9 protein-coding genes are annotated in these 11,136 nt (G+C 59.4%); 3 read left to right on the top strand and 6 right to left on the bottom strand.

Going from position 1 to position 11,136, the window contains the following annotated elements:
* Positions 1–41 precede the first annotated feature (41 nt).
* The gene (locus PMI26_RS26245) at positions 42–1,403 is read left to right on the top strand and encodes a cation:proton antiporter (protein WP_007970622.1); all 1,362 of its coding nucleotides are present in this window, start codon (positions 42–44) and stop codon (positions 1,401–1,403) included.
* On the opposite strand, the gene PMI26_RS26250 is transcribed toward PMI26_RS26245, so the two are convergent.
* From PMI26_RS26250 to PMI26_RS26265, 4 genes are all read right to left on the bottom strand, one after another.
* Complete coding sequence (locus tag PMI26_RS26250) at positions 1,381–3,300, bottom strand: hybrid sensor histidine kinase/response regulator (protein WP_007970621.1); 1,920 nt, start codon at positions 3,298–3,300, stop codon at positions 1,381–1,383. The genes PMI26_RS26245 and PMI26_RS26250 overlap by 23 nt on opposite strands.
* 100 nt (positions 3,301–3,400) lie before the next feature.
* Positions 3,401–4,303: a zeta toxin family protein gene (locus PMI26_RS26255; protein WP_007970619.1), complete on the bottom strand. Its 903-nt coding sequence runs from the start codon at positions 4,301–4,303 to the stop codon at positions 3,401–3,403.
* A 125-nt stretch (positions 4,304–4,428) separates the two neighbouring features.
* Positions 4,429–6,708 (bottom strand): ATP-dependent DNA helicase, encoded by a 2,280-nt coding sequence (locus tag PMI26_RS26260; RefSeq protein ID WP_007970617.1) that lies wholly within the window; start codon positions 6,706–6,708, stop codon positions 4,429–4,431.
* On the bottom strand, positions 6,705–8,309 hold the full coding sequence (locus tag PMI26_RS26265) for a VRR-NUC domain-containing protein (RefSeq protein WP_238540785.1): 1,605 nt from the start codon (positions 8,307–8,309) through the stop codon (positions 6,705–6,707). The genes PMI26_RS26260 and PMI26_RS26265 overlap by 4 nt, the downstream gene beginning before the upstream one ends.
* A 259-nt stretch (positions 8,310–8,568) precedes the next feature.
* Here PMI26_RS26265 and PMI26_RS26270 point away from each other — a divergent pair, with 259 nt between their 5' ends.
* Together PMI26_RS26270 and PMI26_RS26275 are read left to right on the top strand one after the other, a co-directional pair.
* Positions 8,569–8,793 (top strand): YgdI/YgdR family lipoprotein, encoded by a 225-nt coding sequence (locus tag PMI26_RS26270; protein ID WP_007970614.1) that lies wholly within the window; start codon positions 8,569–8,571, stop codon positions 8,791–8,793.
* Positions 8,794–8,930: 137 nt separating this feature from the next.
* On the top strand, positions 8,931–9,608 hold the full coding sequence (locus tag PMI26_RS26275) for an MliC family protein (protein ID WP_007970613.1): 678 nt from the start codon (positions 8,931–8,933) through the stop codon (positions 9,606–9,608).
* 46 nt (positions 9,609–9,654) lie between these two features.
* On the opposite strand, the gene PMI26_RS26280 is transcribed toward PMI26_RS26275, so the two are convergent.
* Together PMI26_RS26280 and PMI26_RS26285 are read right to left on the bottom strand one after the other, a co-directional pair.
* Entirely contained in the window at positions 9,655–10,740 is a 1,086-nt protein-coding gene (locus PMI26_RS26280; protein ID WP_007970611.1) for a polyamine ABC transporter substrate-binding protein, read from the bottom strand.
* 44 nt (positions 10,741–10,784) lie between these two features.
* Positions 10,785–11,126, bottom strand: coding sequence for a cupin domain-containing protein (locus tag PMI26_RS26285; protein WP_007970609.1), 342 nt, complete (start codon positions 11,124–11,126; stop codon positions 10,785–10,787).
* Between the last annotated feature and the right edge of the window lie 10 nt (positions 11,127–11,136).

Below are 11,136 nucleotides of genomic sequence, written 5' to 3'. Positions count from 1 at the left end.
GAGCAAGCTCGCTCCTACAAGGTTGTTGCGAGATCCGGACCATGAGCTTCGTTACCTGGGTGGCGGTGTTGGGGGCTGTGTTGCTGACGCTGGCACTGACTTCGTCCTACCTGCGCTGGATGCCGGTCACTACGTCGGCTGTGTGTCTGGTACTGGGCGTCGCCATCGGCCCGGCAGGCCTGGGTTTGCTCAGGCTGGATATCGAAGACTCGGCATTCTGGATCGAGCACCTGACGGAAGTTGCGGTGCTTTTTTCATTGTTTGTCTGTGGTCTCAAGCTGCGCCCCGCGCTGCGTGATCGCCAATGGCGAGTGGCGTTTGTTCTGGCCGGACCGGTCATGATGCTGACGATTGTCGGCGTCTGCCTGCTGCTGCATTTCGCCTTCGCGCTGGCATGGGGGCCGTCGCTGCTGATCGGGGCGATACTGGCGCCGACCGATCCGGTCCTGGCCTCGCTGGTTCAGGTCAATGACGCCAAGGACGACGATCCGGTGCGGTTCGGACTCTCGGGCGAGGCTGGATTGAACGACGGCATCGCATTCCCCTTTGTGATTCTGGGGCTGCTGTTCTTGCAGCAAAACAGCAGTGTTGCCAGCGGTCTGGATGACTGGTTCCTCAAGCGGCTGCTCTGGGCCGTGCCCGCCGGACTGCTGACCGGTTACTGGATGGGGCGCGGCATTGGCCGCCTGACCTTGTTCATGCGCATCAAGAACGCCGACAGCACCTTCTCGCCCAATGACTACCTGGCCCTAGCCCTGATCGCACTGGCCTATGTCGTGGCCGAAGCCATTGAGGGCTACGGCTTTCTCTCGGTGTTTGCCGCCGGCCTGGGCTTGCGCCAGGCCGAGGTCAAGACAAGCGGTGACACCCAGGCACCGGCCGAGCATCTGGTCCAGGCGGTGGTCGGTCACCAGCATGTCGAACCCGAAGCGGCCGTGGCCGGCAATGTGGACCACCTGGAAGATACGCAAGTCGCTGCCGGGATCATGATGGGCGACATGCTGTCGTTCGGCAGCCTGGTGGAACGGGCCATGGAAGTGTTTCTGGTCACCTTGCTCGGGGTCGTGCTGGTTGCGCACTGGGACTGCCGGGCTCTGGTGCTTGCGCTGGTGCTGTTCGGGATGATTCGCCCGCTGGCGGTGTGGCTGATGCCCTGGGGTTCGCTGCTCAATGGCCCGCAACGCTGGTTGATCGGCTGGTTTGGCATTCGCGGCATCGGCAGTTTCTACTACCTGTTCTACGCCTTGAACCACGATCTGCCACCTTCGGTGGCCACCTTGTGTACCGACCTGACGCTCTCGGTGGTGGCCCTGAGCATTCTGGTCCATGGAATCAGCACCCAGCCCATGCTGGCCCGCTATGAACAGCGCAACCGCCGCGTCACTTCATCGCCAAGGCAATGACCTCCACCAGGTTGAGTTGGGTAAAAGGTTTCGGCAAACGCGGCAGATGGGCGGCAAAGCCTTCCAGCCGTTCGGCATAACCGGTGGCGAGGATGATCGGCACGTCCGGTCGCATGTTCCTGATGGCATTGGCCAGTTGAGCCCCACTCATCTGTGGCATGGCCATGTCGGTGATGACCAGATCAATCTGCGGTTCACTGTTGAACAGTTCCAGCGCCCTGGTACCGCAAGACGCACTGATGACCCGATGCCCGAGGTCCTCGAGCAGCAGACAGGTGCTGGTCAATACCAGGCTGTCATCGTCCACCACCAATACGCTCAGGCCGGGTCCGGTCACGGCCGGCGCTTCGGCGACCGGTTTGACGGGCGAATCCCCGGTGGCGACCGGCAACCAGAGTTCGGCGGTGGTGCCATGGTCCTTCTGGCTTTTGAGGATGAACCGTCCGCCCAGTTGTTCAATAAAACCGTGAACCATCGACAACCCCAGGCCCGTGCCTTTACCCACGCCCTTGGTGGTGAAAAACGGGTCCATCGCCGAGACCAGCGTGGTTTCATCCATGCCCTCGCCGGTATCGGCAATGCTCAGGCAAACGTAGCGCCCCGGGGCCAGGGATGAGGTGGCTGTGTCGGTCACTTCACGGTTTCTGGCGCTGAAGCTGATGGTTCCGCCGTCGGGCATGGCGTCACGGGCGTTGGTGGCCAGGTTCAGTACGGCCAGTTCCAGCTGGTTGAGGTCCGCCAGCACCGGCTCGAGATCTTCGGGAAAGCGCGTTTCGATTTTCACCGAAGGCCCCAGGGAACTGCGCAACAGCCCGGAAATGCCTTCCACCAAGGCCGGTATCCGCACAGGCTCCGACTTGAGTTCCTGGCGTCGGGCAAACGCCAGCATGCGCTGGGTCAGGGAAACGCCGCGCAGGGCACCCTGGGTAGCGTTGTCGATCAAGCGGGTTAATTTTGGATTGTCCGTCACTCGTTTGCGCACGATTTCCAGATTGCCGAGGATCACCGTCAGCAGGTTATTGAAATCGTGAGCGATGCCACCACTGAGTTGGCCGATGGCTTGCATTTTCTGCGCCTGGAACAAGGCCTCCCGGGTTTGTTCCAGCACCTGCTGCGCTTGCGTGACGTCAGTGATATCACGGGTAATCTTGGCAAAACCGAGCAAGTTCCCGGTGTCGCCCCAGATCGGATCGACGATGACGTGGGCGAGGAACCGCGTACCGTCCTTGCGCATCCGCCAGCCCTTGTTTTCAAAGCGCCCTTCACGCTTGGCGATGTCCAGCGTCCTTTGTGGCTCGCGGGCTTCGCGATCCTCGGGGGTATAAAAGATCGAAAAGTGCTGGCCAATGACTTCTTCCGGCAAGTAGCCCTTGATGCGCTGGGCGCCAAGGTTCCAGTTGCTCACGCGTCCGTCCGGCGAAAGCATGTAGATCGCATAGTCGGTAACGCTCTGCACCAGAAGGCGGAACTGCTGCTCGCTTTGCTTGAGGATTTCCTCGGCTACCCGGCGCTCGGTCAGGTCGCGGGTGATCTTGGCGAAACCCAGCAAGGTGCCCGACGGGTCGAAGATAGGATCGATGACCACATGGGACCAGAAATGGCTGCCGTCCTTGCGCACCTGCCAGCCCTCGCCCTCGAAACGCCCTTCACCCAGCGCCGTGTCCAGTGTCCGCTGGGGCAAGCCGGCCCGGCGATCCTCATCGGTGTAGAAACGCGAGAAATGCTCACCGAGGATCTCGGCCTCTTCATACCCCTTGAAACGCCTGGCGCCGGCATTCCAGCTGGTAATGACGCCGTCTGGATCAATCATGTAGATCGCATAGTCGATCACCGCATCGATCAATAGGCGAAAGCGCTTGTCCTCAACGGTACTCGGCCTGTTTTGATCCTCGCTCATTGAGTTCTCGCGTCATGATTGTTTTTCTGGAGTATGAGACAAACTGCCAATCTGGAAAGCCATGACTGCAGCAATTTGCTACATGGCCTGCAATCCCCGCTTAGCGATACACGTACTTGGTGATATAGGAGTAAAGGTCGTTGTAGACGAAATCGGGAACCTGTTTGTCATATTTGCTGGTTTTAAGCAGCTGCAGATGACATTCCCTCACCATCTCGTCACGCTCCTCCATCGAATAGACGGCCCTTCTGAGGATAGTGTCATAGGCGCTGTATGCATATGGCTGCAACGTTGAAACTTCGTTCAGATTCCCATTTGGGTCCAGGGTATAGGTGCTGTGAGCACGCAGCACCCGTTCGCTCAGCGTGCCCAGACCGCGCTCGTACAAGTAGATTTGTGAGCCACTCACTGTCTTTGCGATGAACTCGAACGCAACGAGAACCGCAGGGGCGTTACTGATGCTCGACTCGAGTCTCGAATAGCTGACAAACCGTTCCATCTCCTGCTTTTCCAGGCTGGAGAATGCTCTTTTGATGCTGGACAGATGGGCGAACGCATGATTGCAGCCCACGACATGGACTTCGAGTTGATAACCGGGAACAAATTTTGCCAATCCGGCAAAACCGATGTCATCGAACGCGCACTCCATGATGATGTTGTATCTTTGAGAAAGCGCGTTGGCGAAGATTTTCTCACCGAGCTCCCTGGCAAACGCTTCTGTATGTTCGTAGGCGTGCAAAACCCCGAGCTTGATCATGTCGGTGTAATGCGGGTGTTTTTTTCGATATTCAGGCAGGTACAGTCGAATGTAGTTCCCGTAATTCCCGGATGGCAGCAAGCTCTTTTCCAGCAAGAAAGTCTTGCCCGAGCCCTCCACTCCGGCGGTGATCAGCAACTTTGGGATGGCTTCAGCAGTTTTGCCGACGAAGAGCGTAGGGTGGATCTCGTCGAACGCCTTGATCACGTCGTCTGAGGAATAGTTGTATTTCGGAGCTTCTGACATACCTTGATTTCCTTATCAAAGAATTGGGTTGTGATATCCAGCCTTTCCAATAAAGCGTGCTGGCGCTGATTGTTCAATCCGTTGTTTTAATCAAGGTATGTATTTATTTTTAAAGGTAAATATTCCTACGGAGCAGAGCGAGAATTCGTTGACGCAATCGACCACCAGCGCGGCAGTAATTGCCTGACCTTGTGCTCGCCAAAACGGTCGTCGATCAACATCACTACCCCTTGATCCTGTTGCGTACGAATGACCCGCCCGGCGGCCTGCACCACTTTCTGCACACCGGGAAACAGATAGGTGTAGTCGTAACCGGCGCCAAAGATGGCGGCCATGCGCCGTTTCAGTTGCTCGTTCACCGGATTGAGCTGGGCAAGACCCAACGTGGCGATAAATGCGCCGATCAACCGGGCACCGGGCAAATCGATGCCTTCACCAAAGGCCCCGCCCAGTACCGCAAAGCCGATCCCCTGGCCGTCGGCGTGGAATTGGTCGAGAAACTGCTGGCGTTGCGCTTCGCCCATGCCTCGGGACTGCGACCACAGGCTGATGTGCGGATGTTTCTCGGCGAGTAGCTGCGCCACCTGCTGCAAATAATCGAAACTGCTGAAAAACGCCAGGTAATTACCGGGGCGCTTGCAGAACTGGCTGGCGATCAGCTCCACGATCGGTTCGAGAGAGGACTGGCGATGCACGAACCGCGTGGAGATCTGGTTGACGATGTGCACTTGCAGTTGATCGGCATGAAACGGCGACTCGACGTCGATGCACACCGTGTCCGCCGACGTTCCCAGTAAATCGGCGTAATAGTGCCTTGGGCTGAGGGTCGCGGAAAACAGCACCGTGCTGCGCGCGGCAGTCAGGCGCGGGCGGATGAACCCTGCCGGTACCACGTTGCGCAGGCACAGCTGCGAGAGATTGCGCTTGCGTTCGAGGTCGCGCTTGCTGATGTCGAACAGGAACTGCTCATCGAACAGTTCGGCCACCCGGCAGAACTGCAGCATGTCGAAGTAGAAGCCTTGCAGTGCGCTGTCCAGCCCTTGTGGGTGATCGTTCAGGTAGTCACCGATGCTGGCGCTGCACGATGACAGTGCCTGAAGGAGCTTTTCCGGTGCCTTGTCATAGGCTTGATAGGCGCCGGTTTGCGCGTCATGCAGGGCATTCCACTCGCGGCTGATTCGCTGCATCGGCTTTTTCAGCACGTTGGGCGCGGTTTTGCGCACGCCGTTGAAGGTCGCCTGATCGAGACTGGCGCTGTACATCTGCCGGCCGCGCTCCACCAGGTTGTGGGCTTCGTCGACCAGCACCGCGACCCTCCAGTGATTGGCCTGGGCCAGACCGAACAGCAAGGCGCTGAAATCGAAGTAATAGTTGTAGTCGGCAACCACCACGTCAGCCCATCGCGCCATTTCCTGGCTCAGGTAATACGGACAGACATCGTGTGCCAGGGCAACCTCGCGCAAGGCGCTCTGGTCCAGCAGGCTCAGTTGACTGGCCGCCTGCCGTGCGGCCGGCAGGCGATCGTAGAACCCCCGGGCCAGTGGGCAGGACTCACCGTGGCAGGCTTTGTCCGGATGTTCGCAGGCCTTGTCCCGGGCAATCATCTCCAGCACCCGCAACGGTGGCGCATCGGCGCTGGCCAGCAACACTTGCGCGGCGTCCAGGGCGAGCTTGCGTCCCGGGGTTTTCGCCGTCAGGAAGAACACTTTGTCCAGTTGCTGCGGTGCCAGTGCCTTGAGCATGGGAAACAGGGTGCCCAGGGTCTTGCCGATTCCCGTGGGCGCCTGCGCCATCAGGCAGCGCCCTGTGCTGACGGCCTTGAACACCGACTCGGCCAGATGGCGCTGCCCCGGGCGAAAGTCGGCGTGGGGAAAGGCCAGGCGCTGCGCCGCGAGATTGCGCCCGTCACGGTGGGCGACTTCCTGTTGCGCCCATAACAGGAAGCGCGCGCATTGCCGCTCGAAGAACTGTTGCAGCTGCGCGGCCTCGAAGGGCTCGACCAGGCAGGTTTCCTTTTCGCTGACGATGTCGAAATACACCAGCGCCAGGTTGATCCGGGGCAGATCAAGTTGGCAGCACATCAACCAGCCGTAGATTTTCGCCTGGGCCCAATGCAACTGACGGTGGTTGGCCGGTTGCTTGCTCAAGTCACCGCGGTAGGTCTTGACCTCTTCCAGGCAGTTTTGCCCCGGGTCATAGCCATCCGCCCTGCCCTTGACCGTCAAGGTCTGATACTGGCCCTCAAGGGCGACTTCGCTTTGGTAGCCCTCGCTGCGCCTTGAAGCCACCGTGCGGTGCCCGACAATGCCCTCCAGCGCGGTGGGCGACGGTGTGAAGCGCAGGTCGAGGTCGCCGGTCTTGGCGGTGAACTCGCACAGCGCCCGCACCGCAATGCTGTAACTCAAGCGTCCTGCTCCGCCCACTGTACGTAGCACACGGCGACGGGCATCTGGTGTTCATGGCAGAACTCCAGCCAGCGCAACTGGTTGTCCTGCAGGCGATCGCCCGGGCCCTTGACTTCGATCATGCGGTAGGTCTTTTGCCGGGGCCAGAACTGGATCAGGTCCGGCATGCCGGCGCGATTGGCCTTGATGTCCAGCAAGAGGCGATTGAACCAGTGCTTGAGATGCTCGGCGGGGAGACATTCGAGGGCTTGCTCCAGCAATTCTTCGCTGAGCACGCTCCAGAACACGAACGGCGACTGCACGCCCCACTTGGCGGCGTAACGTTGGCGAATGGTCTGCCGGTAGCGCCCGTCTTCCAGTTCGGCCAGGCACGCCTGGAACAGTTCGGCCCGGCGGGCCTGGAAGTCTTCGCTAAGCAAATCCACCGGTCCGCGCTGGAACGGGTGGAAGAATGCCCCCGGCAAAGGCGCGAAAATCGCCGGCCAGCACAACAGGCCGAACAGCGAGTTGATCAGGCTGTTTTCGACGTAGTGGATCGGTGCCGAATCCTCAGCCAGATGCGCCTGAACGTAAAACTCGACCGACATTGCCGGATCGACTCTTGGTAGTTGCAGGTCCAGACGCTGCATTTCCCGAGGCGCCGCCCGCTTGATGGGCGGCCCGCCGAGCTTGCGTCGCAGGCGGGGCAGCAGGCGGAGCAACTGCTGGTGTTCGGCGGCACTCTCCGGTGCCTGTTCGGCCTGCTCGGCCAGATCCAGCGCCAACTCGAACTCCCCGCTGCGCTCCAGCACGCGAATGAGCCGCGCCCGCGCCCCCGGATAAGCGCATTCGCGGTAGAGATCCAGGGCCATGACAAAATCCGCGATGCGTTCGCAATACTGGCCCATCTGGAACAACAGCTTGCCGCGCCGGCGTTGCAACCAGGGATTGTCCAGCGCAAGGCCCTTGATGTGCCCGGCCACCTCCTCCAGCGCTTCACCGGCTTCGAACTGTTGCTGGTACGCGTGCAGGAGGACACAGGCATCCACGTCTTCGCGGCTGCGCAAGCCGCGGGACTCGGCGCTGAATTCGACTTTTTCGTAGGTGTAGATACCCAGGTCGGCCAGCACGAACTCCGACCAGTCCTGGTACAGGTTGCCGAAGAACATCAGGCGCAGGCGATCGCACAACTCCATGATGGTCAGGCTGAGCAGGCGCTCATCGAGCCACGGGCACCAGTCGTTGAAGCTTTGCGCCTGGGGAAATTGTTCGCTCAGCGTTGGCAGCCAATCGGCTTTCCTGCCTTTGGGTTGATCGATGACGGTGCCGAAGGTCTGGAGGATTTCCCCCTTGAGCAGCAGTTCGAACAGTTCCTCGACCGCCAGCGGCATACGCTCGTCGACCCAACCGAGTTTCAACAGCGGGCCGGCGGCACCGGAGATATCGCCGATTTCCTGGTAATGCAGTTTGCTCGCCCTGAAATGAACGCCCTTGCGCATGACCATTCTGACCAGCAGTGCCTGCGATTCACGGGGTAACCGCTTAAACTCATTAATGAAACGCAGTTCGTCGACGCTCAGCACATCGGCCAAGCGCTGCTCAAGCCAATCAAGCACTTGCATGAAGTTGTTGAGGTAATAGAACGGATCGTCAAGGGGATTTGCGGTCACAGGAAATGGGCCATGGCGAGCGAGTACTGGTTATGCGTACAGATACCAGTTCCGCCCTACCCGGTGCAATCGGAAAAGGATAAATGGAGGTGCTGTACGGAATATTTCCCGGGCAGTAGAACTTTCTGCCCCCTGGCGGCACCAACCGCCATAGGCATGCAGTGACAGGCGCGAATGGATGGCACTGCTTCAAAACGAACGGGAGGTAATCATGGACATCAAGACTTTGGGTTTACCCCTGGCCGTCGCGGCACTGCTGGCGCTGGCCGGTTGCTCGACGCCAACGGTGGTGACCCTGCAGAACGGCACTCAGTACCTGACCAAGGACATGCCGAAGACCAAAACCAAGGACGGATTCTTCGAATTCGAGGACATTTCGGGGGCGAAGGTGAAAGTCAGGGCCGACGAAGTGGCAACGATTCGCGCGGAAGACTGACGTTTCTCCTGGCACGATGTGGCAGGTTTCGAGCACTGCCTTACACTCGATAGACCCCGTGCGACCGAATGAATGTGCAACGCTTCGACACAGGCGTTGCAATACGGGCATCACGCAAAGACTCAGGTGACGCCGAAATGAAAATGGTCATGCCACTTCTGGCCTCTGTGCTCGCCGTCAGCGCGTGCGTGACGGCGAGCTTTTGTGACGCCGCTACAAAGGCAAAACCAAAACCAAAGCCCTTGCCGACGTACAAAACCAGTTTCGATTGCACCACGCCCCAGGCATCCACCGAAAAGCTTATCTGTCACGACGCTCAGTTGGCGCGCATGGACCTGGAACTCGATCGTCTGTATCTCCTGGCGCTCACCGACGAACATTCAGTGCCGCGCCCGAATAAAGTCGAGATAGATCATCGGTTCTGGATTGAATCGCGTAACCGGTGTGGTGCCGGGCCGCAAGCCAGGACGTGCGTCATCGCCAGTTATGCCGAGCGTGCGTTCCAGCTGCGTCAGGGTTCGGCCATTGCCAGAACCAAGGACCCGAGCCGGCTCACCGAAGGCCCCTTGGCTTATCGTTGCGCAGGGTTCAACGCATTGGTGGCCGCGACCTTCTTTACGGTCGAACCGGGCGTGGTGTTCCTCAAATGGGCCAACTCCTCGGTGACGCTGAACCAGGTGCCGAACAATTCCGGAACCCAGTACAGGGGCAAGGATTACAAAGGCAGCTACAGCTTCTGGCAAATCGGCGATGAGGTTTTTTTCCAGATACCCGGCTCAGGCCAGATGAGTTGCGCAGCCGAGCCGGTCGGCTGACAAGGATGGCAACGGGACATCCTGTCCCGATTGCCTGACCGGGTCTTCAACTGCCGGTGCGAATCTTGTTCCACACGCGCGTGCGAACCCGGTCGATGTTCAAGGGCATGGCTTCCAGGGCAAAGAGTTTCCCCATCATTTCCGGGCTTGGGTAAACCTTGGTGTCGTTCTTGATCGCCGGGTCGATCAGGCTGTCAGCCTGCTCGTTGCCATTGGCGTAGTGCACGTAGTTGCTGACGCTGGCCATGACGTCCGGGCGCAGCAGATAGTTCATGAAGGCGTAACCGGCCTTTTCGTCCGGAGCGTCGACCGGCATCGCGACCATGTCGAACCAGATGGCCGCGCCTTCCTTGGGAATCGCATAACCGATGTCGATTCCATTGTTGGCTTCCCTAGCGCGGTTTTCCGCTTGCAGGATGTCGCCGGAGAAACCGACCGCGACGCAGATATCGCCGTTGGCCAGGTCACTGGTGTACTTGGATGAGTGGAAATAGCTCACATACGGCCGCACTTTCAACAGCAAGGCTTCAGCCTTCTTGTAGTCGTCCGGGTTCTTGCTGTGGGGCGGCAGCCCGAGGTAGTTCAACGCGGCCGGCAGCAGTTCGGGACCGTTGTCGAGAATGGCCACGCCGCACTTCTGCAACTTCTGCATGTTCTCGGGCTTGAAAATCAAGTCCCAGGAATCCACCGGGGCGTTGTCGCCCAGCACCGCCTTGACCTTGGCAACGTTGTAGCCGATGCCAGTGCTGCCCCACAGGTACGGGAAGCCGTGCTCGTTGCCCGGATCGTTGGTCTGCAAGGCCTTGAGCAACACCGGGTTGAGGTTTTTCCAGTTCGGCAACTGGCTCTTGTCGAGCTTCTTCAGTGCGCCGCCCTCAATCTGCCGCGCCATGAAGTGGTTGGACGGAAACACCACGTCGTAACCGGACTTGCCGGTCATCAGCTTGCCATCGAGGGTTTCGTTGCTGTCGTAGACGTCGTAGGTGAAGCCGATGCCGGTTTCTTTCTGGAAGTCTTTCGTGGTGTCCGGCGCGATGTAATCCGACCAGTTATAGATTTTGACGGTTTCGGCCGCCTGACTGATCGATGCAACAAGCAGCAGCGGAGCCAGGGTCAGTGTCTTTCGGAGCATGAGTCGATTCCTGTAGGTTGTTTTTGTTGGCAGGCAATCAAGGATCAGAAAATCAGGACGTAGGTCTTGCGCACGGTTTCCTGGATGTCCCAGATACCGAGGCTGTTGGCCGGCAACATCAGTGCATCGCCGGCTTCGATGTGCAGCGTTTCACCGCCGTCCGGGGTGAAGGTGCAGCGCCCCTGGATGAAGTGACAGAACTCCTGGGCGACGATCTGCCGCCGCCAGCGCCCCGGGGTGCATTCCCAGACGCCGGTCTCGACGCCGTCGTCGCGTTCGACGCTGGTGGTCGAAGCCACGGCCACGGGCGTGCCCAGAGGCACGGCGACCGGGTTGGACTCTTCCAGTTTCAGGGTTGCGGTGTGCTTGAATTGTGTGATGCTCATGGGATTACCT

Origin of the sequence: Pseudomonas sp. GM33, assembly GCF_000282295.1 — a bacterium.
GTDB classification, from domain to species: Bacteria; Pseudomonadota; Gammaproteobacteria; order Pseudomonadales; family Pseudomonadaceae; genus Aquipseudomonas; species Aquipseudomonas laurylsulfatiphila.
The sequence above is the reverse complement of the archived record's forward strand: the minus strand, read 5'-3'. Positions and strand labels throughout refer to the sequence as shown.

What these genes read in the sequence shown, in the direction of transcription:
- PMI26_RS26250 (WP_007970621.1), bottom strand. Translation starts at nt 3,300, where the DNA reads ATGAGCGAGGATCAAAACAGGCCGAGTACCGTTGAGGACAAGCGCTTT.
- PMI26_RS26245 (WP_007970622.1), top strand. Translation starts at nt 42, where the DNA reads ATGAGCTTCGTTACCTGGGTGGCGGTGTTGGGGGCTGTGTTGCTGACG.
- PMI26_RS26255 (WP_007970619.1), bottom strand. Translation starts at nt 4,303, where the DNA reads ATGTCAGAAGCTCCGAAATACAACTATTCCTCAGACGACGTGATCAAG.
- PMI26_RS26285 (WP_007970609.1), bottom strand. Translation starts at nt 11,126, where the DNA reads ATGAGCATCACACAATTCAAGCACACCGCAACCCTGAAACTGGAAGAG.
- PMI26_RS26275 (WP_007970613.1), top strand. Translation starts at nt 8,931, where the DNA reads ATGAAAATGGTCATGCCACTTCTGGCCTCTGTGCTCGCCGTCAGCGCG.
- PMI26_RS26265 (WP_238540785.1), bottom strand. Translation starts at nt 8,309, where the DNA reads ATGCAAGTGCTTGATTGGCTTGAGCAGCGCTTGGCCGATGTGCTGAGC.
- PMI26_RS26280 (WP_007970611.1), bottom strand. Translation starts at nt 10,740, where the DNA reads ATGCTCCGAAAGACACTGACCCTGGCTCCGCTGCTGCTTGTTGCATCG.
- PMI26_RS26270 (WP_007970614.1), top strand. Translation starts at nt 8,569, where the DNA reads ATGGACATCAAGACTTTGGGTTTACCCCTGGCCGTCGCGGCACTGCTG.